The sequence below is a fragment of the Streptomyces sp. A01 genome (assembly GCF_059026195.1).
This window is the reverse complement of sequence record NZ_JBWLKN010000012.1, coordinates 180,397-206,919: the sequence shown is the minus strand read 5'-3', so window position 1 is coordinate 206,919 and position 26,523 is coordinate 180,397. Positions and strand designations below refer to the sequence as shown.

The window sequence follows — 26,523 nt, the reverse complement described above, 5'->3', positions numbered from 1 at the left end:
GGGTTGGCTGCCCGGACCGCGCGGCGGACCGGGAGTGGTCAGTGGTTGGTGGACCTGAGGAGGTGCATCACGGCGTACGAGCGCCAAGGCCGCCATCGGCGGGCACGTTCCTCCAGGCCGGGGGGAAGCTCTGGGCTGTCGCCGGCCTGCCGCAGGGCCGCCCTGCCGAGGGCCGGGTCGTAGGGGCAGAAGGCATCCGGGTCGCCCAACGCGTGCATTGCGATGCGTTGCGCCGTCCACGAGCTGACGCCGGGCAGGGTCAGCAGCCTGGCTCTGGACCTCTCCCGGTCGGCGTCCCGTTCCAGCGAGAGATCCCCGTCGGCGACCGCGCGCGCCAGCGCCTGAAGTGCCGCGGCCGGCTCCTTGCCGAGGCCGGGCACGTCGAGGACGCCTTCCGCCACCACGGGTGCCGACGGAAACAGCAGGACCGGCCCTCCTTCTGGCACGCCGACGGCCTCGCCGTGCAGCTCGGCCAGCCGTTCGCACAGCGTCCGCGCATCCTCCAGCGGAGCGTATTGCTCGGCGACCATGCGGACCGCCAACTCGAATCCATCGGCACAGCCCGGTATCCGCAGGCCCGGCGTGGCCTCAACCAGCGGGCCGATCCAGGGTTCCGCGCCCAGCACGTCCGCGATGGCTGCCGGATCGGCGTCCAGGTCGAGGAGGTCGCGGCAGCGTCGCACCGCCGCCGTGACATCGCGCAGGTCCTCCAGCCACAGGCGCAGCGTCACCTGATGCCGATGCGCCTGCTGGCTCACTGGGCGAACACGAAGGTCCAGCTCGGCAGACCCGGTGCCCCGGGGGAGGCGCAGCGTACGTCGATAACGCGTGTGCTCCACCTGCTCGACTCCGGCGACGGCCCTGACTCGCAGCCACTCCAGCAGCGCGGCGGCGGCAAGCGGCGGCCGGTAGCGCAACCGCAGCACCAGCGGCCCGGAACGGTGGCCCGACCGCGGCCCGCGCGCCGTGCGCAGCTCCCTCGGTGCGCAGCCGAACGCGGCCCGCATCCCGTCGTTGAACTGGCGGACGCTGGAATACCCGGCGGCGAACGCCACGTCCACCAGGGGCAGCGCGCTGGACTCGATGAGCAGGCGCGCGACCTGATTCCGGCGGTTCACGGCCAGGGCGAGTGGCCCCACCCCCAGCTCCGCGACCAGTTGCCGGTGCAGGTGCCGCTCACTCACCGCGAGCTGCCGTGCCACGCCCGCCACACCGACGTCGTCGACGGCCCCGCTCGCGATCAGCCGCAGCGCACGAGCGACCAGATCCCCGCGGACGTTCCACTCGCGTGAGTACGGCGCGACCTCGGGACGGCAGCGGCGGCATGCCCGGAAACCGGCTGTCTCGGCCGCCGCTGCGACGCGGAAGAAGCAGACGTTCTCCGGCTTCGGAGTGCGTGAGCCGCACACGGGACGGCAGTAGACGCCGGTCGTCGTCACGGCGACGTAGAAGTCCCCGTCGAACCGCGCATCGCGGCTGGCCATCGCCCGGTAGCAGGTGTCGAAGTCGAGCACCCGCGAATTGTCACGCGCGCCCCCTCGTGCCGTCTGGCGGCGATCGGACCTTGTGATGCAGCGCGGGGCGCCGCTCCGGCGAGGTCACACAATGCCCGGGAAACGATCACCGAAGAACTGGGAAGCGATCTTGAACGCGCCCGGACGGCACTGGTCAGCCCGACTCGTGAACGACCCACCGCAATGACTGTTCTTGAGTCCGCTCAGGAATGGCTGATGAAACCCCGTCCGATCGGTTGATCGGACGGGGTTTTGTCGTGTCTGGGGACGGTCTGTTCGAGGCGGCGTCCGACACGGTGTGGTGAGGGGTGTGGTGAGGGGTGCCCCCGCCGGTGTCCCGACAGTGTCCCCGGTTTGTCCCCAGTGGTGTTCGAACGGGGGCGGGTGGGGGCGGTTGGGCCGGGGCGGGCGCCGGAGGTCGGGACTGGCGGTGGTGGCGGAGCGGGGCATGTCCGGGCGTCGGGCGGCAGCCGTGGCTCCGCAGGTCAGTGCCTTCTGTCGCCCAGCGATTCCAGGAGGCCCTTCAGGGTGTCGGCGAGGGTGTCGCGCTCGGCGGGTGTGAGCGCGGCGAGCAGCCGGTTCTCGGTGTCGATGTGGTCGGGCAGGGCTTCGTCGATGAGGGTGCGGCCCTCGTCGGTGAGGGCCACGTAGACGCCTCGGCCGTCTGACGCGCTGGGCGCGCGGTGCACCAGGCCGCGGGTCTCCAGGCGGTCGAGGCGCTGGGTGATGGCGCCCGAGGTGACCATGGAAGCGAGCATCAGCTCGGTCGGGGTCAGGCGGTGTGGCGGGTCGCTGCGGCGCAGGGTGGCGAGGACGTCGAACGACGCGTGGTCGAGGCCGTGCGCGCTGAACGTCCGGCGCAGCTCGGCGTCGACCAGCCGTGAGAGGCGCGACAGGCGCCCTATTACCGCCATCGGCGAGACGTCTATATCGGGGCGCTGCGCGCCCCACTGCTCCAGCACACGGTCAACTTGATCTGCCACGACTCCACTCTAGCCAATTACTTAGCGCTGAGGTACTTTACTTTAGTGCTAAGCAATCGAGTCTGGCTCGTCCTGGCGACCGCGCTGGCGCCTGCTCTCTGGGGCACCACCTACTTCGTCACCACCGAACTACTGCCACCAGGCCGCCCGTTATTGGCTGCCGTGATACGTGCTCTTCCTGCGGGCCTCCTGCTCGTCCTCATCACCCGGCGCCTGCCGAAGGGGCAGTGGTGGTGGCGCGCGCTGGTGCTCGGCGCGCTGAACATAGGGGGGTTCTTCGCGCTGCTGTTCATCGCCGCGTACCGGCTGCCCGGTGGGGTCGCCGCGACCATCGGCGCGTTGCAGCCCCTCCTGGTCGCCGGCCTCGCCTCCGGTCTGCTGGGCGAACGGCTGACGCCGCGCACGACGATCGCCGCGGCCGCCGGAGTGGCCGGGGTCAGCCTGCTCGTCCTGCGTTCCGACGCGCGGCTGGACACGCTCGGTGTCGTGGCGGCGGTCGGTGGCGCGATCGTCATGGCTTCCGGGATCGTCCTGAGCAAGCGCTGGACGTCACCCGCCCCCCTTCTCGCGACCACCGGCTGGCAACTCGTCGCGGGCGGCCTGCTGCTGCTCCCGGTCGCGCTCCTCGTCGAAGGCGCGCCACCCGCGACGCTGAGCGGCGCGAACCTGGCCGGTTACGGCTACCTGGCGATCATCGGTTCCGCCCTCGCCTACGCCCTCTGGTTCCGGGGAATCCGCGCCCTGTCCGCCACCAGCGTCACCTTCCTGGGGCTGCTCAGCCCCGTGGTCGCGACCGTCCTGGGCTGGCTCGCCCTCGACCAGAAACTCAGCGCCCCGCAAATCCTTGGCGGCCTCATCGTCCTCGCCGCGCTCATAGCGGCGCAGACCAAGCCCGGGAGCGGCCCGAGCGGGCGACCGCGCCAGCGCGTCATCAAGCGCCCGGCCACCTCTGCGGAGGTGCCGGGGACACTGGGGGCACCGGCGATACCGGAGCGCGAGCGGGTGGCGTAGACCTCACGCCTCACCGCGGAAGGCGGCGCAGTCGTCAGCCTCACCGGCGGGTGGCCTGCCCGCCGTCCGCCGGCTGACAATGCACCAAGTGATCAGCCTTAGCAGCTGATTTCGTCATCGTTCACAACGAAAAAGGAAAGCAGAGACACATGCGTATCACCGTGTTCGGAGCAGCGGGAAATGTGGGAAGCCGAGTGGTGGCCGAGGCGCTGTCCCGTGGCCATGAGGTCACCGCTGTCGTACGAGATCCGGCGCGGTTCCCCGGACTGCCCGCCGCTGCCCATGCCCGTGTTGGCGACGCCGCGGACGCCGATGACGTGGCCGCGCTGAGCGCCGGTCAGGACGTGGTGATCAGCGCGACCCGGCCGGCGCCCGGGCACGAGAGAGAGTTCGGCCCGCTCACCGAGGCACTGCTCGCCGGGCTCTCCCGGACCGGCGTGCGGCTGTTGGTGGTCGGCGGCGCCGGCAGCCTGACCTTGCCCGGGGGCGGCGGTACGACCGTGATCGACGGTCCGGATTTCCCCGCTGACTGGCGGCCCATCGCTCTGGCCTGCGACGACCAGCTCGCGGCCTGCCGTGCCGAGGCCACCGGGGTGGACTGGGCGTATCTGAGCCCGGCCGCGCTGCTGGAGCCGGGGGAGCGCACCGGGAATTACCGGCTGGGCACCGATGAGCTGCTCGTGGATGCCGACGGCAACTCGGCGATCTCCATGGAAGACCTCGCCGTGGCGCTGCTGGATGAAGCCGAGCGGCCCAAGCACCACCGGACCAGGTTCACCGCCGCGTACTGATCCGCGGTCAGTAAGTCTTCTTGGCGACGCCGCCGTACATGGCGATGTCCCGGTCGTCGATGTTCTTGTCTTCCTCAGGCCGCCAGTGGTGGACCTGCGTCACACCGGGTTCCACCAGGCTGAGGCCCGCGAAGAACTCCTCGGCTTCCTGCCGGGTGCGCAGGCGCATGGGCATGCCGCGCCTGGCGTACTCGCGGGCGACGCGGCCGACTTCCTGCGGGGCGAAGTCGGCTGTGCCGATGGTCATGGCGAGGAAGCTGCCTGCCGGGAGCGGATCGAGCAGTCGTCGGACGATACCCATCGCGTCGTCCTCGTCGAGGAGGAAATGCACGATGCCAATGATCATCAGCCCCACCGGCTGGCTGAGGTCGAGCGTATCGCGGACTTGGGGGGAGCTGAGGATCGCGGCCGGGTCGCGCATATCCGCGTCGATATAGGCCGTTCGCCCTTGCGGGCTGCTCACGAGAAGGGCCTGGGCGTGGGTCAGCACGATCGGGTCGTTGTCGACGTAGACGACGCGGGAGTCCGGGGCGGTCCGCTGGACGACCTCATGGAGGTTCGGCTCGGTGGGAATGCCGGTGCCGATGTCGAGGAACTGCCGTACGCCTTCCTCGCGGGCGAGGTACTGGGCGGCCCGGTGCATGAAGTACCGGTTCTCCTCCATGTGGACCGGGAGCGCGGGCCACTCCTGGCACATCGTCTCGGCTGCCTCCTGGTCGACGAGATAGTTCGTCTTGCCGCCGAGGATGTAGTCGTACACGCGCGCCGAATGGGCTTCTTGGGTGTTGATGCGGTCGGCCGGGTAACCCTCTTGAGCCATCGTGCACTCTCCCTCTGTCCCTAGCCGCCCACGGCGTTCGCGCGGCGATCTTCGAGTGTACGGATTCCCTTGACGCGGCAAGGAGGTTGAGAAGAGGCGGGAAGAAGGAAGGGGTAGGGGCAGGGGTTATGTGAGCGGCTTGGCGTAGCAGCGGCTGTCGTCGTGGAACCGGTAGAGGCCGAACTTCTTCGTGGGCTCGTATCCACTGGACTCGTACAGCGCCATGGCTTCCTGCTGCTTGATGCCGGTTTCCAGCACCATGCGGACCCGCCCGGCGGCGCGGGCGCTGTCTTCGAGGAGGGCGAGGATCTGGCGGGCGAGTCCCTGGCCGCGTGCTGCGGGGAGCACGAACATCCGCTTCAGCTCGGCGTCGCCGTCGCTGTGCCCCTCGTCACTGTGGTCCTGTGCCCGCCATCCACCGCTGGCGACCGGGCTGCCGTCGTCGGCGTACGCGAGCACGTAGAGGCCCAGGGGCGGGTCGAACTGCCGCGGATCGATGGTGGTGAGGTCGGGCTCGCCGTAGCGTGCGACGTACTCCAGCTGCACCAGGTCACTGAGCTTGGTGGCGTCGGGGTGGTCGTAGGGCACGGGCAGGATCTGCATTCTCGCAATCGTACGGGTGTGCTGTTCGTGGGTCGGCGGGGTGTCCGGGTATCGGTATCGTGCGGGGATGCTCAGGGTGACGACGGTGAATGTGAACGGTTTGCGGGCCGCTGCCAAGAAGGGGTTCCTGCCGTGGCTGGCGGCGACCAGCGCGGACGTGGTGTGCCTCCAGGAGGTGCGGGCCGAGCCGGACCAGCTGCCCGCCGAGGTGCGCGAGCCGGAGGGCTGGCACGTGCTGCACGCCCCGGCGGCGGCCAAGGGGCGGGCCGGGGTGTCGCTGTACACGCGGCGGGAGCCGGAGCGGACGCTGATCGGGTTCGGGTCGTCCGAGTTCGATGGGACGGGCCGCTATGTGGAGGCCGACCTGCCGGGGCTGACGGTGGCGAGCCTGTATCTGCCCTCGGGGGAGGTGGGCACGGCGCGGCAGGAGGAGAAGGAGCGCTTCATGGGCGAGTTCCTGCCGTATCTGAAGGAGCTGCGGGAGCGGGCGGCGGCCGACGGGCGCGAGGTGCTGGTGTGCGGCGACTGGAACATCGCGCACCAGGAGGCCGACCTGAAGAACTGGAAGGCGAACCGCAAGAGCGCCGGATTCCTGCCCGAGGAGCGGGACTGGCTGGGCCGGGTCTTCAACGAGACGGGCTACGCGGATGTGATGCGGCAGCTGCACCCGGGCGTGGAGGGGCCGTACTCCTGGTGGTCATACCGGGGCAAAGCCTTTGATAACGACAGTGGTTGGCGCATCGACTACCACGTGGCGACGCACGGGCTGGCGGAGCGAGCCGTGTCCGGCGTGGTGGAGCGGGCAGCTTCGTATGACCTGCGCTGGTCGGACCACGCGCCGGTGACGGTCGTCTACGACTGCTGACCGTACGGGCCCGTGCCGCCGCCTGATCACGACCTGTGTGATCACGGCGTGTGTGATCTCGGCCTGTCTGGTCACGGCCTGTCTGACCATGATCTTTCGGATCTCGGCCTGTCTGACCGCGGCCTGTCTGACGGCGGCCTGTCTGACGGCGACCCGTCTGGCCGCGCCCTGTCTGATCATGGCTCGCCCAGTGCTGGCTCGTCTGGTCTCAACTCGGCCGGTCTGACTCGCCCAGCCGCGTCCGCCGGCCGCGTCCGCCAGCCGCGGCCGACCGGTCAGGACACGTCGTCCGCCGGTCAGGACGCGTCGTTCGTCGGGGGCTCCGCCGGGGTGCCCGGGTCCCCGGCGGTGTTCTCCTTGCCGCTCGCCGATGACTGTTTGCCGCTTTCCGTCCCCTGTTTGCCCAGCCAGACTTCGAGTTCCGCACGGACGCGGCGGTCCATGGCCATCGACAGTTCCGCGTCGACGATGCTCTTCGCGGTCTGTCGCAGGGTTTCCAGGCTCTGGGTGATGCGGGCCGCTTCCTCCGTCGTCAGGCCCTGGCCCGCTTCGGCTCGGGCCAGGGCGTCGGCCAGGACGTGGGTGCGGACGAGGTTGGTGAAGTCCTCGGTGATGGCTTCCACGTGGCGGCGCAGCTCGCGGCCCGCCGTGAGGACGTCCGCCAGGGGGACGCCGCTGGCGACCAGCTCGCGGGAGGCGTCGAGGAGGCGGCGGCTGACGTGGACGAGCTCGTCACCGTCGACGGCGAGATAGCCCAGGTCCAGCGACGTCGCGAGGTTTTCCGGGGTGACGTCACTGGCGAAGTAGTCGGCCAGTTCCTCGGGGGTGAGCCGGACCGGGGTCTCCTCCGACCAGGGGATGGAGATGGCGGCGTCGAGGCCGAGCACCTCGCCGACGTCGCGGCCGCTTTCGAAGGCGGTGAGCAGTTCGGCGATGCCGCCGAGGGTGTGGCCGCGCTCCAGCAGGGCCGAGATCGTGCGGATTCGGGCCAGGTGGTGCTCGGTGTACCAGGCGATGCGGCCCTCGCGGCGAGGCGGCGGGATGAGTTTGCGTTCACGGTAGAAGCGCAGGGTCCGCACGGTGATCCCGGCTTCCCTGGCCAGTTCCGCCATGCGGTATTCGCGCTCCTGGTGAGCCTTAGTCGTCTTCGCCACCAGTGCAGCCTATGCCGAGCGGCCCGGGTGCGACCCCGGTCAGCGGCCCGGGGGCGGCCCGGGAGGGGACCCGGGCGCGATCCGGTGGACGGGCAGGCCCGCTCGGGGTTCGGGGCGCCGTGCGACCTCGCCGAACAGTGCGGTGCGACCGCCGGTAACTTCTCCGCGCCCAACCCCTACCGCTCAGTATGTTCCTGCCCTACTCTCCTAATCGTGCCAGTGATTGCTGGCATGGTTTCGTCGGACTCTGGAGGCGGCGGCATGGCCGAGCATGAGCACGTGCGGGTGGCGGTGATCGGAACCGGTTTCGGTGGCCTCGGGGCGGCCGTACGGCTGCGCCGCGAAGGCATCACTGATTTCCTCGTTCTGGAACGGGCCGACTCGGTCGGCGGCACCTGGCGCGACAACAGCTACCCGGGCTGCGCCTGCGACGTCCCGTCCCACCTCTACTCCTTCTCCTTCGCGCCGAACCCCGAGTGGCCGCGCAACTTCTCCGGCCAGCCACACATCCGCGCCTATCTGGAGCGGGTCACCGACACCTTCGGGCTCAGGCCGCACATCCGGTTCAACTCCGAGGTCAGGGGGATGCGCTGGAACACCCAGGAGCTGTACTGGGAGATCGACACCGCCAGCGGCGCGTACACCGCCGACGTCGTCGTCTCCGCCACCGGGCCGCTGTCCGACCCGCAGATCCCCGGCATCCCCGGGCTTGAGGACTTCCCCGGCCGGGTCTTCCACTCGGCGCGCTGGGACCACGACTACGACCTGCGCGGCAAGCGCGTGGCGATGATCGGGACCGGTGCCTCCGCCATCCAGATCGTGCCCAGCATCCAGCCCACGGTCGACCAGCTCACCCTCTTCCAGCGCACCCCACCGTGGGTGCTGCCGCGCGCCGACCGCAAGATCACGGCCGTTGAGCAGTGGCTGCACGGCAAGCTGCCGGCGACCCGGGTCGTACGCCGCGGCCTGCTCTGGGGCATGCGCGAACTCCAGGTCAGCGCCTTTACCAAGCGGCCGAACCAGCTGGGCCTCGTCGAGACCGTGGCCAAGGCGCACATCAGGCGCGCGGTCAAGGACCCCGTGCTGCGCGCCAAGCTCACACCTGACTACCGCATCGGCTGCAAGCGCATCCTGCTGTCCAATACCTACTACCCCGCGCTGGCCCAGCCGAATGTCGACGTCGTCGCCTCCGGCCTCAAGGAGGTGCGCGGCTCCACGCTGATCGGCGCCGACGGCTCCGAGACCGAGGTGGACGCGATCGTCTTCGGCACCGGCTTCCACGTCACGGACATGCCCATCGCGAAGCGCGTGACCGGCGCCGAAGGCACCACCCTCGCCGAGGAGTGGAAGGAGGGGATGGAGGCACTGCGCGGCGCCGCCGCCGCCGGATTCCCCAACTTCATGACGATCATCGGCCCCAACACCGGCCTCGGGAACAGCTCGATGATCCTGATGATCGAATCGCAGCTGAACTACATGGTCGACTATCTGAGGCAGCTCGACATCCTCGGTGGCAGGGCCGCCCTCGACGCCCGGCCGTCCGCCGTGCATGCCTGGTCGCACCGGGTGCAGGAGCGTATGAAGCGCACCGTGTGGAACGTCGGCGGCTGCGACAGCTGGTACCTGGACGCCAACGGCCGCAACACCACCGTCTGGCCCGGCACCACCGGCGAGTTCCGCAAGGAGACCCGCGAGGTGAACCTCTCCGAATACGAGGTGCTGCGCGCACCCGCCCGCCCAGCCGCCGAGCCCGCCCTGCCCGCGAAGTCGGCCAAGCCCAGCAAACCCCGGACGAAGGCCGCCGCGAAAGCGGCGAGCAGCGAGCAGTCATCGGAGGCGGTCGCATGACCCGGCCCGCATACGTCACCACGGGCCGCTACGCCCCGCCCGCGCCCGTCCGTGAACTTCCCGTGACCTCCGCGGACGGCTCGCTGATATACGCCGAGCAGCACGGGCCGGACGACGCGCCCGCCATCGTGCTCTCGCACGGCTGGACCTGCTCCACGGCCTTCTGGGCGCCCGTCATACGCGAGCTGGCGACCGACCACCGGGTGATCGTTTACGACCAGCGGGGCCACGGCAGGACCGCCGAGCCCGGCTACGGCCGCTACGGCACCGACACCCTCGCCGACGATCTTGTCGCCGTGCTCGACCAGACGCTGGGCACCGCCGCGGACGGCACCCCCGAACAGGCGGTCGTCGTCGGCCACTCGATGGGCGGCATGACGATAATGGCCGCCGCCGAGCGGCCGACGCTGCGCGAGCGGGCCGCCGCCGTCCTGCTGTGCAGCACCGGAAGCGGCCAGCTGCTCGCCGAGACACTCGTCGTACCGCTGCCCCGGGGCAAGGTGCGCGCCAAGGTGCACCATCTGGTCCTCGGCTCGTCCGCCCCGCTCGGGCCGGTCACGCCGGTCGCGCGGCGCGTGCTGAAGTACGCGACGATGGGGCCCGCCGCCACCGTCGAGATGATGGAGGCGTGCGCCCGTATCGTGCACTCCTGTCCGCGTACGGTCCGGGCCAAATGGGGACACATGATGGCTGACATGGACCTGGACCGGCACGTCAGCCAGCTGAACATGCCGACCGCCGTCATCGGCGGCACCGCCGACCGGCTCACCCCCATCACGCACTCGCGGAAGATAGCCGCCCGGCTTCCGCGCTGCGTCAGCTACACCGAGCTGCCCGGCCTCGGCCATATGACCCCGATCGAAGCGCCCGACACGGTGGCAGCCGCGGCCCGCGGCCTGGTGACCGGCCACCTCACCGCGGCGTCCCGGACGACGGCGGCAGCCCAGGCGGCGGCATCCCAGGCAATGGCGGCACCCCAGGCGACGGTCACGGCCGACGCCGGCACGGTGAAGGAGCAGACGGCATGAGCACACGCAGGAGTCTGGAAGGACAGGTCGCCGTCGTCACCGGAGCGGCGCGCGGCGTGGGCGAGCTCCTCGCCCGCAAGCTCTCAGCACGCGGTGCCACGGTGGCGCTCGTCGGCCTGGAGCCGGAAGAGCTCAAGCGGGTGGCCGCCAGCATGCACGGAGAGGCCGCGCACTGGTATGCCGACGTCACCGACCACGCCGCGATGTCGCAGGTCGCGCTGGAGGTCAAGGCCAGGTTCGGCAAGGTGGACATCGTCGTCGCCAACGCCGGGGTGGCCGCGGGCGGCCCGTTCGTCGACTCCGACGAGGCGTCGTGGAACCGCGTCATCGAGGTCAACCTGATCGGCAGCGCCACCACGGCCCGCGCGTTCCTGCCGGTGCTGATGGAGAGCCGCGGTTACCTGCTCCAGATCGCCTCACTGGCCGCGATCACTCCGGCCCCGCTGATGACGGCGTACTGCGCGTCCAAGTCCGGCGTCGAGGCGTTCGCGCACAGCCTGCGCGCCGAGGTTGGTTACAAGGGCGTACGGGTCGGGGTCGGCTATCTGAGCTGGACCGACACCGACATGGTGCGCGGTGCCGACGAGGACGACGTGCTCCGCGACTTGCGCGCCCGGCTGCCCTGGCCGTCCAACCGCACCTACCCCCTCGGCCCTGCGGTCGACCGGCTCGTCGCCGGTATCGAGCGGCGTTCCTCGCATGTGTACGCGCAGTGGTGGCTGCGCGGCATGCAGTCCATCCGCGGCTACCTGCCGGCTCTGATCGGCACGGTCGGCCAGCGCGAGATGCGGCGCTTCGAGCCACGCCTTGAGGCGAACCGCGGCGCCCGCACCGGCCTGGTCGGTGCCGGCGGCGGAGCGGACGAGAAGGAACGCGTCGCGCGCCAGTCGTAGGCGCGCGACCTGCTGCGAACTGCGGACGGCGCGGCTCGCGGACAGCGGTGAGGGGCGCACCCCCGTGGGTGCGCCCCTCGTGCGCGCGGTGTCGTGTCCGCGCGCGCTGCTACGGAGCTGCTGGGGGCTGCTACGGAGCTGCTGCGGAATGGATGGTTCCGATTGCGGCTCGGGTGCCTCGGTCAGAGCTCGTAGTCGTCCCGTGTCTCGCCCATCCGCCGTTTGCCGCGCTCCATGGTGTCGCCCATGTCCTGGCCGCGCTGCGAGGAGTCGTCCTCCCGCTGCCTCTCGCGCTCCCGGCTCTTCTCCTTACCCTGGCCGGCCTTCTGCTTGGCCTTCTGCTGGAGCTTTTCGGCCTTGTCCTTGAACTGGTCTGAGATGCCCATGCTGTTCGCTCCTCCTGCGGTGGTGGGGGCCCCGACCAGAGTTACATGGCACCGCATAGCTCGCATTTCGGACATTACGCACAGTGAAAACACCTGGTCCTCGCGGTCGCCCGCCTGGCCAGGGCCGGCCAGGAACGGCCAGGCCGACTAGTCCGCGGTGCGCGGCGGGAGCTGGGGGCGGCGCCGGTCCGGGACGCCTGAGTAGTCGGGCGGCTCCGCCGCCGGGTGGCGTTCCAGCAGCTCAAGTGCCGTACGTACGGCGACAGCCAGCTGTGGATGGCGGCCTTCCGCCCAGTGCAGCGGGGAGCGCAGCGCCTCGATGTCCGGCTCGACGCCGTGGTTCTCCACCCCCCATCCGTATGCGTCGAACCAGGCGGCGTTCATCGGCACGGTGAGTGTGGTCCCGTCCACGAGGCGGTGGCGTCCTGTCATGCCGACCACTCCGCCCCAGGTGCGCAGCCCCACCACGGGCCCGAGGCCGAGCAGCCGGAACGCCGCGGTGATCATGTCGCCGTCGGAGGACGTCATCTCGTCGGCGACGGCCACGATGGGGCCGCGCGGCGCGTTGCTCGCGTAACTCACCGGCTGGGCGTCGCGGGTGAGGTCCCAGCCCAGGATGGTGCGGGTCAGCTTCTCGACGACGAGTTCACTGATGTTGCCGCCCGCGTTGCCGCGTACGTCCACGATGAGCGCGGGCCGCGACATCTCCATGCGTACGTCCCGGTTGAACTGCGCCCAGCCGGAGCCGCCCATGTCCGGGATGTGCAGGTAGCCGCACTTGCCGCCGCTCAACTCGCGGACGACAGCACGGCGCTTGGCGACCCAGTGCTGGTAGCGCAGCGGCCGTTCGTCGATCAGCGGCACGATGGCGACCCGCCGCGGTGGTGGCCGCTCGCCCTCGGTGGCGGTCTCTCCCGAGTCGTGTCCGGGCGCGGGACCCGGGATGAAAGTCAGCTCGACCGTCGTGCCACCAGCGGCGGCCAGCAGCGGGAACGGCCCGGTCAGCGGGTCCACGGGGCGGCCGTCGACGTGCGTGAGCGTGGAGCCTTCCCGGATACCGGAACCGGCCAGCGGCGAGCGGGCCCTGGAGTCGGAGGAGTCGCCCGGCAGGATGCGGGTGACGACCCAGGAGCCGTCCTTGGCGTGGGTGAAGTCGGCGCCGAGCAGGCCGATGGCCCGCTGGTAGTGCGGTGGGCCCTCGTTCCTGCGGGCGGGTACGACGAACGCGTGCGAGGTGCCGAGTTCGCCGAGCACCTCGCGGAGGAGGTCGGCGAACTCGTCGGGGGACGCGACGCGTTCGACCAGCGGCCGGTACTGGGCGAGCACCGCGTCCCAGTCGATGCCGGACAGGCCGGGGTCCCAGAAGTAGTGCCGGATGAGGCGGCCCGCCTCCTCGTACGCCTGCCGCCACTCGGCCGTCGGGTCGACGTCGTGCAGGATGCGCCGCAGGTCCATGAAGACCGTGGTGTCCGGGTCGGGGGTCTCCGTGGCGGGCACCATCCGCAGGTCGCCGTCGTCGTTGACGACCAGCCGGGAGCCGTCGCCGCTGACGGCGAACCAGTCGACGGCGCTGGTGAGTTCGGTGCGCCGGGCCTTCGCGAGGTCGAAGTGTTCCAGCGTCGGGCGCCCGGAGGTGTCGGCCGGGTTGGCGAACGTCTCGCCGAGCGCACCGGAGATCGGCCAGCGCAGCCAGACCAGGCCGCCGCCGCTGACAGGGTGCAGCGCGGAGTATTTGGAGGCGGCGACGGGGAAGACCGTGACCCGGCTGGCCAGCCCTTCCACCTCCACGAGCACCGTGTGGTCGAGGTCGTCCGCCACGGCCGGGTCGAGGCCGCCCGCCGCCGGGCGGCCCTCGGGGGAGAACGCGAAGGGCGAGGGCGTCGCCGACGACAGCGGCACCAGGTAGGGGCGGCAGCCCAGCGGGAAGGACAGGTCGCCGGTGTGTACGTCGTAGACGGGGTCGAAGCCGCGCCAGGACAGGAAGGCGAGATAGCGGCCGTCGCGGGTGAAGACCGGCTGCTCGTCCTCGAACCGGCCGTCGGTCACATCCACGATGGCCCTGCCCAGGCTGCCGGTCGGGCGCAGCCGGGCGATCTTGATCTTACGGAGCGAGCGCCCGATGTTCGGGTGCGACCAGGCCAGCCACGCCGAGTCGGGGGAGAAGGCCAGGTCGCGCACCGGCCCGTTGGAGGACCTGGTCAGCTCGCTGACTCCGGCCTGCTCGGCGGCGGCCGCGGCGGCGGCCTCGGGCGTGGCGCCGAAGTCGGTGGCGTCGCCGACCCCCGGAATGAGGTCTTCCACGGCGCTCGCCGCCTCCGCCTCGTCCACGGTGGCGTCGACCAGCAGCAGCCGCCCGTCGTGGGTGGCCACGGCCAGCCATTCGCCGTCCGGGGAGGCGGTCAGCTCGGTCACGCGGCCCAGCATTCCGGCGGCCAGTCTGCGCGGGTGGCCGGGCCCCGTGGCCCGGGGGAGCTGGGCGATCTCGATCGCGTCCTCACCCTCCGCGTCCGTCACGTAGGCGATCCGCCCGGTCGGCCCCAGCATCTCGGCCAGCCGCACCCGCACGCCCGGGGTGTCGGCGATGGTGCGGGCGGGGCCGTCGCGGTGGGTGAGCCAGTAGAGGCTGCCGCGTACGCCCACGGCGCTCGCCCGGCCGGTCTCGTCCACGGATACCGAGGTGACGTGCGCGGCGGCGGGGACCTGGTACGCGCGACGGCCCGCGCGCGGCCCGCCGAGCTCCACAGCCAGCCGCCGTGGCGTGCCCGTCGGGCTCAGGTCGTCGACGAGCCACAGGTCGCCCGCGCACTGGTAGACCACGCGCGAGCCGTCGGTCGAGGCGTGCCGGGCGTAGAAGTCCGCGTGGTCGGTGTGGCGCCGCAGATCGGTGCCGTCGGGCAGGCAGGAGTAGAGGTTGCCGATGCCCTCGTGGTCGGAGAGGAAGGCGATCCGGCCGCTGACGAACATCGCCGAGTCCAGATGTCCGTTCAGCTCGGGGACCAGACGGGTGCCGTGCAGCCACAGACGGCCCATGGCGCCGCCCCGGTAGCGCTTCCAGGCGGCGGGCTCGTGCGGTGGTTTGCCGCTGAGCAGCAGCGTGCGGCGGTTGGCCGGTCCGCCGCAGCCGTGGCCCGGCCCGCCGCCGCCTTGCTCCGGCCCGTCGGCCGTGGACGTGTCCGCGTCGTCGCCGAGGCCGAGGGTGTCCAGGTCGGCGACGGCGATGTCGGAGACCGGGCCCCACGGCAGTCTGCCGCCGGGGCTGCCGTCGGTGGGCAGGCTGTAGGCCCAGGAGTAGTACGAGAAGGGCTGGCCGTGTGAGGACACGGCGAGGATGTCGCAGCGCTGGTCCTTGTGGGGCGGGGTCCAGCCGCAGACGCGGGTGTCCGTGCTGCCCCAGTACGTGAGGCGGCGGGCCGGTCCGCCGCTCACGGGGACGAGGTAGACCTCCGGGTCGAGACTGCGCCAACTGGTGAACGCGATCCGCGAGCCGTCCGGGGAGAAGCGGGGATGGCCGACCCGCGTGCGATCGACGGTCAGCCGCCAGGCCCGTCCGGCCACGGCGTCTGTCGCGGCGAGCGGGGCGACCCACAGGTCGTCCTCGGCCGCGAAGCACAGCAAGTTCTCATGGAGATGCGGGTAGCGGAGGTATGCGCCATCGCTCACAGTCACCCGTCCATGCTTTCGGCCCGCGCACGGGGCGGCAACTCGGTCGCGCCCCCTTCACGCCCGGGGGTGAGTCGCGCGCCGGGGGCGGGTGGGCGGCGTGCTCCCGGGCTGCCGGGCTCGGGTGGCCTGTGCTGCTGGGGGGCGCGGGCGCCGCGCGCCCTCCGGGGACGAGCCCGCCGCCTCGCGCCGCGTACGCCGTCCGGCCCGGCGAGCGCTCGTGCCCCGGTATCGCACTCCTGTGCGCCCTCGGCGTCCGTATGACCTCTGAGCTGGGCGGGTTCCTTCCCGAGCGCCATTGTGATGCAGAACACCAGCGAAACGGCATCGTTTCGTTGGGGCTGGACGTATGCTGAGCAGGTAGTACGAAACCGTTTCGTTCGGATGGGGGTGCGTCATGCCGGTCGCTGAACCCAAGGCCCCAGCGCGGCGCAGCAGGCTGACGCCCGAACGCGAGGGCGAGTTGTACAACGCCGTCATCGACCTGCTCCGCGAGGTCGGCTACGAGACGCTGACGATGGACGCGGTCGCGGCCCGGACCCGCGCCAGCAAAGCGACTCTCTACCGGCAGTGGAACGGCAAGCCTGAGCTCGTCGCCACGGCCCTGCGGCATATCAAGCCGGTCGCGCTTGAGGACATCGACACCGGGTCGCTCCGCGGCGACCTGCGCGAGATGGTGCGGTGCGGCGAGAACAACGCGGAACGCGACGCCGACCTGCTCCGCGGCCTCGCGCACGCGGCCCACGACAACCCCGACCTGGAACAGGCGCTCCGGGAGCTGCTGATCGCACCCGAGATCGTCGCCCTCGACGCGCTGCTCAAGCGCGCCGTGGCCCGGGGGGAGGTCTCCGCCGGGACCCCTGCTCTGCACTTCGTTCCCCACATGATGACCGGGGCCTTTGTGGCCCGTCCGCTGATCGACGCCGAGAAGCCGGACGACGCATATCTCTACGAATACATCGACGCCGTGATACTCCCCGCTCTCGGTGCCGACCCCGCCGCGACGAGGCGCAGCCCCATCGCCTAGATTCGCGAACACCCGAATACCCCGAATATCTCCAACCTGGCGCGCCGCTCTCGTCGCTGGGATGGCTCAGTACGCCCCTGCCACTCCACTACTCGACGGGAGCACTCCTTCTCGTGGCCACCTACCTGTATAAGCTCGGCCGATTCGCCTTCAGGCGACGCCGGTTCGTCGCTTTGTTCTGGGTCGCGCTGCTGGCGGTCGCCGGAGTCGGCGCCGCCACGGCCCCCGCCCCGACCGATGAGAGCTTCTCCGTCCCGGGCACCGAGGCGCAGCACGCCTTCGACCTGATGGAAGAACGCTTCCCTGCCGCCAACGCGGACGGCGCCACCGCGCGCATCGTCTTCCGCGCGCCCGACGACGAAAAGATCAGCGACCCGGAGAACAAGGCCGAGGTCGTCAAGGTCATCCGCGAGGTCAAGGCCAGCTCGGACCAACTGGGCTCGGTGGCCGACCCCTTCGAGGCCAAGACCATCAGCAAGGACGGCACCACCGCCTTCAGCTCGGCCACGTACAAGGTCACCTCCATGGAGCTGAAGGACAAGACCAGGGAGGGCCTGCAGGACGCTGTCGACAAGGGCGGCGACTCGCGGCTGACCGTCGAGGTCGGCGGTGACGCGCTGGAGGCCATGCCGGAGCAGGGTGCCACCGAGATCATCGGTATCGCCATCTCCGCCGTGGTCCTCATCATCACCTTCGGCTCGCTGGTCGCCGCCGGACTGCCGCTGCTCACCGCGCTGATCGGCGTCGGTATCGGTATCTCCTCGATCACCGCGCTCGCCAACGTGCTGAACCTGGGCACCACGACCTCCACGCTGGCCATGATGATCGGCCTCGCGGTCGGCATCGACTACGCCCTGTTCATCGTCTCCCGGTACCGCGGCGAACTCGCCGACGGCAGGGAGCGGGAGGAAGCGGCCGGACGCGCCGTGGGCACCGCGGGCTCCGCGGTCGTCTTCGCCGGTCTCACCGTCGTCATCGCCCTCGTCGGCCTCGCGGTCGTCAACATCCCCGTGCTCAGCAAGATGGGCTTCGCCGCCGCGGGCACCGTCGCCATCGCCGTCCTCATCGCGATCACCATGATCCCCGCGATGCTGGGCTTCGCGGGCAAGCGCGTGTACGGCCGCAAGGCCCGCAAGCTCGCCGAGAGCGGCGCGCCGGTCTCGGACAAGCCGAAGATGGGCACCCGTTGGGCGCGGTTCGTTCTGCGCCGCCCCGTCGCCGTGCTACTGCTCGGTGTCGTCGCGCTCGGCGCGGCGGCCGCCCCGGTGAGCAAGCTAGAGCTGGGCCTGCCCGACGACGGCGCGCAGCCGACGAGCACCACGCAGCGCAAGGCGTACGACATGGTGTCGGAGGGCTTCGGCCCCGGGTACAACGGACCGCTGATGGTCGTCACCGACACCGCGGGCAGCGACAACCCGAAGGCCGCCGTCGACAAGGTCAAGAAGACCATCGAGGGCTTCGACGACGTCGCCAGTGTCACCCCGGCCCAGTTCAACAAGGCGGGCGACACCGCCACGCTGACGGTCATTCCGGCCTCCAAGCCGAGCAGCATGGAGACCGAGGACCTGGTCTCCAACATCCGTGACGCGGCGTCCGGCCTGAAGACCGACACCGGGGCCAAGGTCCTGGTCACCGGCACCACGGCCATGAACATCGACGTCTCGGCGAAGCTCAACGACGCGCTGGTCCCCTATCTGGCGCTCGTCGTCGGCCTGGCGTTCCTGCTGCTGATGATCGTCTTCCGGTCGATCCTGGTTCCGCTCAAGGCGGCGCTCGGCTTCCTCCTGTCCGTCGTCGCCGCGCTCGGCGCAGTGGTCGCGGTCTTCCAGTGGGGCTGGCTGTCGGGCCTGCTGGGGGTCGAGCAGACCGGTCCGGTGATGAGCATGATGCCGATCTTCATGATCGGTGTGGTCTTCGGTCTCGCGATGGACTACGAGGTCTTCCTCGTGACCCGCATGCGCGAGGCGTACGTCCACGGCGAGTCCGCGGAGCAGGCCGTGGTCACCGGCTTCACGCACGGTGCCCGGGTCGTCGCGGCCGCGGCGGTCATCATGATCAGCGTCTTCGCCGGGTTCATCGGCTCGCACGACCAGATGGTCAAGATGATCGGGTTCGGTCTGGCCATCGCGGTCCTGTTCGACGCGTTCGTGGTCCGCATGGCCATCGTTCCGGCCGTGCTCGGCCTGCTCGGCAAGAGCGCCTGGTGGCTGCCGGGCTGGCTGGACAAGGTGCTGCCCAACGTGGACGTCGAAGGCGAGAAGCTGCAGAAGGTCCTGGAGTCTCCCGCTCCGGCCGAGTCGGGGTCCGACCCCGACCAGGACCGCCTGACCCGGGTGTGACCGACGGTCCGCGCGCCCCTCGGGGCCGCGCGGACCACCGGGCGGCCGGTGGCCGCCCCGCGGCTCAGCGCTGCGGGGCGGTCCAGCGGCCACCCGCACAGCGTCTGGAAACGCCGGAGCTGACACTTCGCCGGCGCTTCCAGGCAGTGCCTGCCCGTGGGGACGGGGTCAGGCACGCACAGTGAGAAGGACGGCGGCTCCCGGACAGGGGGCCGCCGTCGTCTTTATGCCCGTCTCTTCATGCCCGCCTCGGCGGTTACGCGGGCCGGGCTGGTTCCCCGCTTGGGTGCGGGCCGGCGCCCGAGCCCCGGTCCGGCGCCCGGACCACGTGCGGGCCGACGTCCCGGCCCGACCCCGGCCCGCCTCCGCCTTGACCCCGCCCCGGCCCCGGCCCGGCGCCCGCTCCCGGCCCGGCTTCGCCTTCAGGCGGGTGCGGGCTGTCGGATTCCTGGTGTTCTGCCGTCGTACGTCACCGTCGCTGATGCGGAGGAAGCCCTGCCGCCGGGGTTACGCGTCTGTCATGCTCTTGCAAGCTCTTCGCAGGAGAGCACAATCGTCGAGAGGCCGGGTGTGCCCCGGCGTTGGCGGCCGGGCGGTGTCCCCGGCCGACGGCGAGTGCCCGAACAGGTGGCGAGAGCGGAGACGGGCCATGCATGTCCCCGATGGATTCATTGACGCCCCGGTGTCGCTGGCGGCCGGAGCGGTCGCGGCGGCGGCTGTGGCGATCAGCCTGCGCGGCGCGCGCCGCGAGCTGAGCGGCCCGTCCGGCGGCCCGACCGGTGAGCTGGCGGGTGACGAGCGTACGGCGCCACTTGCCGGTCTCGTCGCCGCCTTCATCTTCGCCGTCCAGATGCTCAACTTCCCGGTCGCCGCCGGGACCAGCGGCCATCTGCTGGGCGGTGCCCTGGCGGCGATACTCGTCGGCCCGTATACGGGTGTGCTGTGCGTGTCCGTCGTGCTGCTCATGCAGAGCGTCCTGTTCGCGGACGGCGGCCTCACCGCGCTCGGCGTGAACATCACCGACATGGCGGTGGTCACGACCGTCGTCGCATACGGCCTCTTCCGTGGCCTGGTGCGGGTGCTGCCGCGTGGCCGTGGCGCGGTGACGGCGGCGTCCTTCGTCGCCGCCGTCGTCTCCGTACCGGCCGCCGCCGTCGCCTTCACCGGCCTGTACGCGCTCGGCGGCACGACGGACGTCGGGATCGGCAAGGTCTTCACGGCGATGGTGGGCGTGCACGTGCTCATCGGCATCGGGGAGGCCGCGATCACGGCTCTGACGGTCGGCGCGGTCATGGCCGTACGACCCGACCTGGTCTACGGCGCGCGCGGCCTCGTCCGCCCGCTGGAACTGCGCGTCGCTCCGGTCACGGCTCCCCGCACGCCGGGCCGACCCCTCGGGGCGGACGCGAACGGGCCTGGCGCGAACGGGCCTGGCGCGGGCGCGGTTGGCGCGGAGACGGACGGTGCGGAGGCGGAGGGCGCAGCCGCGCAGGGCATGGCGGCGGCCGAGACCGGGGCAGTGACCGACCACGCGACGCCCGCTGCACCAGACTCGACTGCCACGCCCGGCACACCCGACTCGCCCGCCACGGCTGCCGCTCAGCCGATCGCCGCCCGTACGCGCGCGAATCGGCGCTTCAAGCTCGCCGGTCTCGTCGCCGCCCTCGCGCTGGCCGGGTTCGGCAGCTACTACGCGTCGGCCAACCCCGACGGCCTGGAGAAGGTCGCCGAGGACAAGGGCATCGACACGAAGACCGAGGACCACGCGGTGAAGGACTCGCCCCTCGCCGACTACCAGACCAAGGACATCGGCGACGAGCGGCTGTCCGGCGGCCTGGCGGGTGTCATCGGAGTGAGCGCGACGCTCGTCGTCGGCACGGGCGTCATCTGGACGGTCCGCCGCCGAAGGGCCGCGTCGGCCTCCGCGTCAACCCCGAGCCTGGACCCGGGTTCCGCCCCTGATCCTGAACCCGTGGCCGAGGTGGGCCCCGGGGTCGTGCCGGGTGGCGAGGGGGAGAGCCGTTGAGCGGGGTGCCGACCGGTACGGGGGCTCGGCCGCGCCCGCCGACGGGTTCCGGGCCGTCCCCGCGAAGCGGGTCGGACGGGTCGGACGGGACAGGCAGATCAGGCGTGTCAGCCGGCTCGGACCGGGCGGGCAGCCCGGGCCGGTCGGGTCGGTCGGGCGAAACTGGCCGCTCTGGCCGGTCGGACGCGTCAGGTGGTTCAGGCGGGGGCGCAGTGCAGCGGCTCTACGTGGCTCGGCACAGCCCCGTGCACGGGCTGCCGCCGCACTGCAAGATCGTCGCCGTCCTCTGCTTCGTCCTCGTCGTCGTCTCGACACCGCGCGAGGCGGTCTGGGCGTTCGGTGCCTACGCGGTGCTGCTCGCGGCCGTGGCCACGCTGGCCCGGATGCCCGCGGGGCTGCTGCTGAAGCGGCTGCTGATCGAGGTGCCGTTCGTGGCGTTCGCCGTCCTGCTGCCGTTCGTCGCGGAAGGCGAACGGACCGAAGTCCTCGGCCTGTCGCTCAGCGTCTCGGGCCTGTGGGGCGCGTGGAACGTACTCGCCAAGGGCACGCTCGGCGTCGCCGCTTCCGTCCTGCTGGCCTCCACCACCGAGCTGCGCACACTGCTGCTCGGACTCCAGCGGCTGCGGCTGCCACCGCTGCTCGTACAGATCGCGTCGTTCATGATCCGGTACGGCGATGTCATCTCCGACGAGATGCGCCGGATGCGGATCGCCCGGCTGTCGCGAGGCTTCGAGGCGCGCGGAGTGCGCCACTGGGGCGTGCTGGCCAAGTCCGCCGGGGCCCTGTTCATCCGCTCGTACGAGCGCGGCGAGCGGGTGCACCTGGCGATGCTCAGCCGTGGCTACACGGGCAGCATGCCCGTCATCGACGAGGCGACGGCGACCCGTGCCCAATGGGCGTACGCGCTCGGGCTGCCGGTGGCCGCGCTGGTCATCTGCCTGATGGGATGGACTCTGTGACCGACACCGCCCCCGCCGCTTCCGCCGCCGACGACGGCACCAGCACCAGCACCGGCACCGGCCGTGGCATGAGCCGCGCGGCTGCCGAGGCTCCACTCGCCGATGCCCCGCCCGCCGCGCCCTCGCTCGCCGTGCGCGGCCTCGCGTACGCCTACCCCGACGGCTACCAGGCCCTCTTCGGCGTCGACCTGACGGTGGCGCGTGGTGAGCGCGTGGCGCTGCTCGGTCCCAACGGGGCGGGCAAGACCACCCTCGTACTGCACCTCAACGGCATCCTGAGCGCGGGAGCGGGCACCGTGCACGTCGCGGGGCTGCCGGTCGCCAAGCGCGACCTCGCGGAGATCCGCCGCCGGGTCGGCATCGTCTTCCAGGACCCGGACGACCAGTTGTTCATGCCGACGGTGCGGGAGGACGTCGCGTTCGGTCCTGCCGCCGCCGGGCTGCGCGGCCCCGAGCTGGAGGCCCGGGTGCGCGCGGCCCTGGACCAGGTGGGGATGGGGGAGTACGGCGACCGCCCGCCGCACCACCTGTCCTTCGGCCAGCGGCGCCGCGTCGCCGTCGCCACGGTGCTCGCCATGGAACCGGAGATCCTGGTCCTCGACGAACCGTCCTCCAACCTCGACCCGGCCGCGCGCCGTGAACTCGCCGACATCCTGCGCGCCCTGGACGTCACGGTGCTGATGGTGACCCACGACCTGCCGTACGCGCTGGAGCTGTGCCCGCGCTCCGTGGTGCTCAGCGACGGCGTGATCGTCGCGGACGGCGGCACCCGGGACCTGCTCTGCGACGCGGAGCTGATGCGGGCGCACCGGCTGGAGCTGCCGTTCGGCTTCGACCCGCGCTCGGTGCCCGCGCCGACCGGCTGACGGCGGGGCCGCACCTGACCCTCACGCCCCCCTGCGGTCCTGCGAGCGCGCCCCGCCAGGCGTTCGGGACAAACCGGTCGGGCACCGGTCGGCACCGGTCGGCGGTGGGCCGGGGAGAGCCGCGAGGCGGGTCCCGGCGGTCCCGGTCCCGTGAGCCACCTCGCTCCCGGGGCCCTCGCAGGGCCCCGGCATAAGACGCGCACGGCGCGCATTGCACCATGGAGGGTGCACAGCGCGGCGAAACGGAACGTGGGAGTAGGCAACAGTGGTGGACGTCCAGGGCACGGTGGCGGACGGTTTCGAACCGGTCCGGGACGCCTTCGCAGCCAACTTCGCGCGGCGTGGTGAGCGCGGCGCCGCCCTCACCGTCTACCGGGACGGCCGCAAGGTCATCGACCTGTGGGGCGGCACCAAGGACGCCGACCGCGTCCCGCTGAGCGCCGACAGCCACCCGCGCGGCGCCGGAGGCAGCCACTCGCGCGGCGCGCACAGCGGTCACGCGCCCGGCCTCGAAAGCATCACAGGCGCCGAAGGCGTCGCAGGCGAGGACCAAGCTGCCGGGGCGCCCTGGACGGCCGACACCGCCCAGGTCGTACGGTCGGCGACCAAGGGCGTCGCCGCCGCCGTGCCGCTCCTGCTGCATCAGCGCGGGCTGGTCGACCTCGACGCGCCGGTCGGGACGTACTGGCCGGAGTTCAAGGCGAACGGCAAGGAACGCGTCCTCGTACGGCAGCTGCTGTCGCACCGGGCCGGAGTGCCCGTGCTGGACACCCCGCTCAGCCCGGCCGAGGCGATCGACGCGGTCAGCGGGCCCCGGGCGGTCGCCGCCCAGGCGCCCGCGTGGGCACCCGGCACCGCCCACGGTTACCACGCGCAGACCTACAGCTGGCTGCTGAGCGAGCTGGTGCGCCGGGTGACCGGCCGCACCATCGGTGCCTGGGTCGCCGATGAGATAGCCCACCCGCTCGGCCTCGATCTGTGGATCGGACTGCCCGAGGCGGAGCTCGGCCGGGTCGGCAGGATCGGCACCGTCGAGACGCCGGTCCCGCCCGCGGCGCAGGGCCTGCGGGTCCGTCCCAAGCGCTCGGTGTCCGCCGCGTACAAGGACCCGCACTCGCTGACCAGGCGCGCCTTCGGCGCCATCCACCCGCTGCCGGACGAGAACGATCCCGCGTACCGCGCCGCCGAACTCCCCGCCTCGGGCGGCGTCGCCACCGCGCGCGCCCTCGCGCGCTTCTACGCCGCGCTGGTCGGCGAGGTGCCGGACGAGTCCACGGCGCGCGGTCTCGACACCCCGAAGCTGGACAGCCGCGGGCTTGACGGCCGGGGCGGCCGGCGCCTGTTCGCACCGGCGACGCTCACCCTGGCCCGTACGGAGGAGTCGGCTGGGCCTGACCAGGTCCTCGTGGTCAACACCCGTTTCGGGCTGGGCTACATGCTGCACGGCCCGGCGTCCCCGCTGCTCGCGCCGGGCTCGTTCGGGCACCCCGGGCGCGGCGGCTCCCTCGCCTTCGCCGACCCCGAGTCGGGCATCGGCTTCGGTTACGTCACCAACGGCATGCAGAAGAACGTGACCGCCGATCCCCGCGCCCAGGCACTGGTCCGTGCCCTCGCGGGCTGCCTGCGCTGAACGGCGGTCTCCCTGACAGGTGCCTGTGCTGAATGGCGCCTGCGCTGAACGGCGCCCGCCCTGAACGGTGGCCTTCCCTGCGGGGCGGTGGCGGGCAGCCGCAGCAGCTTTACGGGGGCGGGGACCCGTAATCCTTCTGGTGGGCGGGAGTTGACGCGCCGGTCCGGGCCTTGGCTCCGCCGCCACGAAGGGCACGCAACCGGCGCGGCGGACCTGCGACGGCGCGAAGGACGGGAGCTGGAGTCGCGTCCCGCGCTGAGTCGCGCCCCGAGCCCCCTGCCGACCCACCCCTGTGAGCCGGGTCCCCGTTGCGGCGGGGGCCCGGCTCGGCAGGTTCAGGCCGTCTCCGGCGACCAGGCCATGACCAGATTCAGCAGGCCGGGGAAGCGGGCTTCGAGGTCGTCCGCGCGCACATGGCTCCGCCGTTCCAGACCGTACTGGCGCTGCCGGATGACACCCGCTTCCCGCAGCGACCGGAAGTGGTGGGTGAGCGAGGACTTCGGACGGTCCAGCCCGAACCAGCCGCACGGGTGGTCGAACTCCTCCCGTTCCAGGAGGAGTTTGCGTACGATCCCCAGCCTCAGCGGGTCGCTCAGGGCGCCCAGCACCGTCTCCAGGCGCAGCTCCTCGACGGCCGGCTCCGGCAGGGGCTCCGGCAGCCCCGGCGGCTCTGGCACCGCAGGGGCGGTGAAGCCCGGCTGTGTGGTCGACGGCATGAGCGGTCCTCCTCGCGGCATCCTTGTACGACTTCTATCGTACAGCCTGCTAAGTTCGAGTTATCTCGTACAGGAGTCTGGCGGAAGGAAGACCATGCCCGAAAGCGGAACGACATCGGTGGATACGGTGCGCGCGATACGGCTGCCGGAGGGAGGCGACGGCCTCGCGGTGGCACCCACGTGGTGGGTGTGGCTGGCGGCGTGGCCAGTGACCGTCGTGTTCATCCTGTCGAACGCGGCCACGCCGCTGTACGCGCTCTGGCAGCGCGACATCGGCTTCTCCCAGGGCACGCTGACCGTGATCTTCGCGTCGTACATCGTCGGACTGCTGGGCTCCCTGCTGGTGTGCGGCGTGGTCTCCGACCGTCTTGGCCGCAAACCGGTGCTGCTGCCCGCGCTCGCCCTGGCGGCAGTGGCCTGCGGCGTCTTCGCGACCGCGACGACGGTGGCCGCGCTCGTCGCCGCGCGGCTGTTCACCGGAATCGCGGTCGGGGCGGTCGTCTCCGCCGGGATGGCCGCGGTGACGGATGTGGCGGGACAACACCGCAGGCGGCTGGCGGCCCTGCTCGCCTCGTGTGCGATGGTCTTCGGGGCGGGCCTCGGCCCGTTCCTCGCGGGTGTGCTGTCCGAGGCACTGCCGGCGCCCACCAGCACCGTCTTCCTCGTGGAGCTGGCCTTGTTGGCCACGGCGGGCCTCGTCACCTGGCGCATGCCGGTACGGCGTCCCGCCGCGCGTCCCGCGGACGCCTGGGTGCGCGTGCCGGGCGTACCGCGCGGAACCGGCATGCGGCTCGTGCTGGGAATCGCCGTGTTCGCGCCGGGCATCACCGCCACCTCCTTCGTGCTGTCGCTCGGCCCGTCCTTGCTGTCGGACCTGCTGGACACCTCCAGCCGGGTGGTCGCGGGAAGCACGGCCTTCGTGATGTTCGCCGCCGCCACCGCCGTGCAGTTCGCGGTCCAGCGTCTGCGCGGGCGCGCGATCCTCATGGCCGGGGCCGCCAGTACCACGGCGAGCATGGCCGCACTCGTCGTCGCGGTGCACACCGCGTCGGTTCCGGCGCTCATCACCTCCGCCGTCCTGGCGGGAGCGGGTCAGGGCATGGGCCAGCTCGGCGGCCTGTCGCTGCTCAACTCCGCCATCCCGGCGCGGCACCTGGCCGAGGCCAACGCGGCGTTCAGCATCGGCGGATACGTGTTCGCCGGGCTGCTGCCGGTGTCGGCGGGCTATCTCAGCGACGCCCTGGGGCTGACGACCGGGGCGACCGTCTTCGCCGCGACCCTCGCCGCCCTCGCGGTCCTCGGCGGTCTCGTCGTCGTCGCCACTCGCCACCGGGTGCCGGAACTCCGCTGAGCCGAGGCAGCCGTTCCCTTCAAGCCGTCGTTCCCTTGAAGCCGTCGTTCTCT

Annotated in this window: 21 protein-coding genes; 13 read left to right on the top strand and 8 right to left on the bottom strand. The window is 71.6% G+C overall.

Annotation, left to right across the window (positions count from 1 at the left end; all coding sequences use genetic code 11):
* Positions 1–38: 38 nt before the first annotated feature.
* Together AC5P1B_RS18635 and AC5P1B_RS18630 are read right to left on the bottom strand one after the other, a co-directional pair.
* A complete protein-coding gene (locus AC5P1B_RS18635; protein WP_493888402.1) occupies positions 39–1,514 on the bottom strand; it encodes a DNA-3-methyladenine glycosylase 2 family protein in 1,476 nt (491 codons plus the stop codon).
* A 485-nt stretch (positions 1,515–1,999) separates the two neighbouring features.
* On the bottom strand, positions 2,000–2,497 hold the full coding sequence (locus AC5P1B_RS18630; RefSeq protein ID WP_493888401.1) for a MarR family winged helix-turn-helix transcriptional regulator: 498 nt from the start codon (positions 2,495–2,497) through the stop codon (positions 2,000–2,002).
* A 45-nt stretch (positions 2,498–2,542) separates the two neighbouring features.
* Here AC5P1B_RS18630 and AC5P1B_RS18625 point away from each other — a divergent pair, with 45 nt between their 5' ends.
* Entirely contained in the window at positions 2,543–3,508 is a 966-nt protein-coding gene (locus AC5P1B_RS18625; RefSeq protein WP_493888400.1) for an EamA family transporter, read from the top strand.
* A gap of 149 nt (positions 3,509–3,657) precedes the next feature.
* On the top strand, positions 3,658–4,299 hold the full coding sequence (locus AC5P1B_RS18620; protein WP_493888399.1) for an NAD(P)-dependent oxidoreductase: 642 nt from the start codon (positions 3,658–3,660) through the stop codon (positions 4,297–4,299).
* Between the two features lie 7 nt (positions 4,300–4,306).
* Here AC5P1B_RS18620 and AC5P1B_RS18615 read toward each other — a convergent pair whose 3' ends face one another.
* Entirely contained in the window at positions 4,307–5,119 is an 813-nt protein-coding gene (locus AC5P1B_RS18615) for an SAM-dependent methyltransferase (protein ID WP_493888398.1), read from the bottom strand.
* Positions 5,120–5,245: 126 nt separating this feature from the next.
* Complete coding sequence (locus AC5P1B_RS18610; RefSeq protein ID WP_493888397.1) at positions 5,246–5,722, bottom strand: GNAT family N-acetyltransferase; 477 nt, start codon at positions 5,720–5,722, stop codon at positions 5,246–5,248.
* Positions 5,723–5,789: 67 nt separating this feature from the next.
* Between AC5P1B_RS18610 and AC5P1B_RS18605 the strand changes: the two genes are divergently transcribed.
* The gene (locus AC5P1B_RS18605; RefSeq protein WP_493888396.1) at positions 5,790–6,587 is read left to right on the top strand and encodes an exodeoxyribonuclease III; all 798 of its coding nucleotides are present in this window, start codon (positions 5,790–5,792) and stop codon (positions 6,585–6,587) included.
* A gap of 296 nt (positions 6,588–6,883) precedes the next feature.
* Here AC5P1B_RS18605 and AC5P1B_RS18600 read toward each other — a convergent pair whose 3' ends face one another.
* On the bottom strand, positions 6,884–7,699 hold the full coding sequence (locus AC5P1B_RS18600; RefSeq protein WP_493888437.1) for a MerR family transcriptional regulator: 816 nt from the start codon (positions 7,697–7,699) through the stop codon (positions 6,884–6,886).
* Positions 7,700–8,002: 303 nt separating this feature from the next.
* On the opposite strand from AC5P1B_RS18600, the gene AC5P1B_RS18595 reads away from it, so the two are divergent.
* Genes AC5P1B_RS18595 through AC5P1B_RS18585 form a run of 3 tightly spaced genes read left to right on the top strand, consistent with a single transcriptional unit; the run spans position 8,003 to position 11,510 of the window.
* The gene (locus tag AC5P1B_RS18595) at positions 8,003–9,589 is read left to right on the top strand and encodes a flavin-containing monooxygenase (RefSeq protein WP_493888395.1); all 1,587 of its coding nucleotides are present in this window, start codon (positions 8,003–8,005) and stop codon (positions 9,587–9,589) included.
* Positions 9,586–10,617 carry an alpha/beta fold hydrolase gene (locus tag AC5P1B_RS18590; RefSeq protein ID WP_493888394.1) on the top strand — a complete coding sequence of 344 codons (1,032 nt, stop codon included), beginning with the start codon at positions 9,586–9,588 and terminating at the stop codon, positions 10,615–10,617. The genes AC5P1B_RS18595 and AC5P1B_RS18590 overlap by 4 nt, the downstream gene beginning before the upstream one ends.
* Positions 10,614–11,510 carry an SDR family oxidoreductase gene (locus tag AC5P1B_RS18585; RefSeq protein WP_493888393.1) on the top strand — a complete coding sequence of 299 codons (897 nt, stop codon included), beginning with the start codon at positions 10,614–10,616 and terminating at the stop codon, positions 11,508–11,510. The genes AC5P1B_RS18590 and AC5P1B_RS18585 overlap by 4 nt, the downstream gene beginning before the upstream one ends.
* A 182-nt stretch (positions 11,511–11,692) precedes the next feature.
* Here AC5P1B_RS18585 and AC5P1B_RS18580 read toward each other — a convergent pair whose 3' ends face one another.
* The gene (locus tag AC5P1B_RS18580; RefSeq protein WP_493888392.1) at positions 11,693–11,896 is read right to left on the bottom strand and encodes a hypothetical protein; all 204 of its coding nucleotides are present in this window, start codon (positions 11,894–11,896) and stop codon (positions 11,693–11,695) included.
* A gap of 147 nt (positions 11,897–12,043) precedes the next feature.
* The gene (locus AC5P1B_RS18575; RefSeq protein ID WP_493888391.1) at positions 12,044–15,556 is read right to left on the bottom strand and encodes a S41 family peptidase; all 3,513 of its coding nucleotides are present in this window, start codon (positions 15,554–15,556) and stop codon (positions 12,044–12,046) included.
* A gap of 397 nt (positions 15,557–15,953) precedes the next feature.
* On the opposite strand from AC5P1B_RS18575, the gene AC5P1B_RS18570 reads away from it, so the two are divergent.
* The 6 genes from AC5P1B_RS18570 (at position 15,954) to AC5P1B_RS18545 (ending at position 24,403) form a co-directional block, all read left to right on the top strand.
* Positions 15,954–16,583 (top strand): TetR/AcrR family transcriptional regulator, encoded by a 630-nt coding sequence (locus AC5P1B_RS18570; RefSeq protein ID WP_493888390.1) that lies wholly within the window; start codon positions 15,954–15,956, stop codon positions 16,581–16,583.
* Positions 16,584–16,696: 113 nt separating this feature from the next.
* The gene (locus AC5P1B_RS18565) at positions 16,697–18,922 is read left to right on the top strand and encodes an MMPL family transporter (protein ID WP_493888389.1); all 2,226 of its coding nucleotides are present in this window, start codon (positions 16,697–16,699) and stop codon (positions 18,920–18,922) included.
* A gap of 649 nt (positions 18,923–19,571) precedes the next feature.
* A complete protein-coding gene (locus tag AC5P1B_RS18560) occupies positions 19,572–20,948 on the top strand; it encodes an energy-coupling factor ABC transporter permease (RefSeq protein WP_493888388.1) in 1,377 nt (458 codons plus the stop codon).
* 212 nt (positions 20,949–21,160) lie between these two features.
* Entirely contained in the window at positions 21,161–21,907 is a 747-nt protein-coding gene (gene cbiQ, locus AC5P1B_RS18555; RefSeq protein ID WP_493888387.1) for a cobalt ECF transporter T component CbiQ, read from the top strand.
* A gap of 68 nt (positions 21,908–21,975) precedes the next feature.
* A complete protein-coding gene (locus tag AC5P1B_RS18550) occupies positions 21,976–22,773 on the top strand; it encodes an energy-coupling factor ABC transporter ATP-binding protein (protein ID WP_493888436.1) in 798 nt (265 codons plus the stop codon).
* A gap of 265 nt (positions 22,774–23,038) precedes the next feature.
* On the top strand, positions 23,039–24,403 hold the full coding sequence (locus AC5P1B_RS18545) for a serine hydrolase domain-containing protein (protein WP_493888386.1): 1,365 nt from the start codon (positions 23,039–23,041) through the stop codon (positions 24,401–24,403).
* A 335-nt stretch (positions 24,404–24,738) separates the two neighbouring features.
* Here AC5P1B_RS18545 and AC5P1B_RS18540 read toward each other — a convergent pair whose 3' ends face one another.
* Positions 24,739–25,119 carry an ArsR/SmtB family transcription factor gene (locus AC5P1B_RS18540; RefSeq protein ID WP_493888385.1) on the bottom strand — a complete coding sequence of 127 codons (381 nt, stop codon included), beginning with the start codon at positions 25,117–25,119 and terminating at the stop codon, positions 24,739–24,741.
* 94 nt (positions 25,120–25,213) lie between these two features.
* Between AC5P1B_RS18540 and AC5P1B_RS18535 the strand changes: the two genes are divergently transcribed.
* Entirely contained in the window at positions 25,214–26,470 is a 1,257-nt protein-coding gene (locus tag AC5P1B_RS18535) for an MFS transporter (protein WP_493888384.1), read from the top strand.
* Positions 26,471–26,523 lie beyond the last annotated feature (53 nt).

Excerpts from the sequence above, each read along its gene's own strand:
- AC5P1B_RS18620 (WP_493888399.1), top strand. The coding sequence starts at position 3,658 with ATGCGTATCACCGTGTTCGGAGCAGCGGGAAATGTGGGAAGCCGAGTG.
- AC5P1B_RS18615 (WP_493888398.1), bottom strand. The coding sequence starts at position 5,119 with ATGGCTCAAGAGGGTTACCCGGCCGACCGCATCAACACCCAAGAAGCC.
- AC5P1B_RS18610 (WP_493888397.1), bottom strand. The coding sequence starts at position 5,722 with ATGCAGATCCTGCCCGTGCCCTACGACCACCCCGACGCCACCAAGCTC.
- AC5P1B_RS18605 (WP_493888396.1), top strand. The coding sequence starts at position 5,790 with ATGCTCAGGGTGACGACGGTGAATGTGAACGGTTTGCGGGCCGCTGCC.
- AC5P1B_RS18600 (WP_493888437.1), bottom strand. The coding sequence starts at position 7,699 with ATGGCGGAACTGGCCAGGGAAGCCGGGATCACCGTGCGGACCCTGCGC.
- AC5P1B_RS18595 (WP_493888395.1), top strand. The coding sequence starts at position 8,003 with ATGGCCGAGCATGAGCACGTGCGGGTGGCGGTGATCGGAACCGGTTTC.
- AC5P1B_RS18590 (WP_493888394.1), top strand. The coding sequence starts at position 9,586 with ATGACCCGGCCCGCATACGTCACCACGGGCCGCTACGCCCCGCCCGCG.
- AC5P1B_RS18585 (WP_493888393.1), top strand. The coding sequence starts at position 10,614 with ATGAGCACACGCAGGAGTCTGGAAGGACAGGTCGCCGTCGTCACCGGA.
- AC5P1B_RS18580 (WP_493888392.1), bottom strand. The coding sequence starts at position 11,896 with ATGGGCATCTCAGACCAGTTCAAGGACAAGGCCGAAAAGCTCCAGCAG.
- AC5P1B_RS18570 (WP_493888390.1), top strand. The coding sequence starts at position 15,954 with ATGCCGGTCGCTGAACCCAAGGCCCCAGCGCGGCGCAGCAGGCTGACG.
- AC5P1B_RS18560 (WP_493888388.1), top strand. The coding sequence starts at position 19,572 with ATGCATGTCCCCGATGGATTCATTGACGCCCCGGTGTCGCTGGCGGCC.
- AC5P1B_RS18550 (WP_493888436.1), top strand. The coding sequence starts at position 21,976 with ATGAGCCGCGCGGCTGCCGAGGCTCCACTCGCCGATGCCCCGCCCGCC.
- AC5P1B_RS18540 (WP_493888385.1), bottom strand. The coding sequence starts at position 25,119 with ATGCCGTCGACCACACAGCCGGGCTTCACCGCCCCTGCGGTGCCAGAG.
- AC5P1B_RS18535 (WP_493888384.1), top strand. The coding sequence starts at position 25,214 with ATGCCCGAAAGCGGAACGACATCGGTGGATACGGTGCGCGCGATACGG.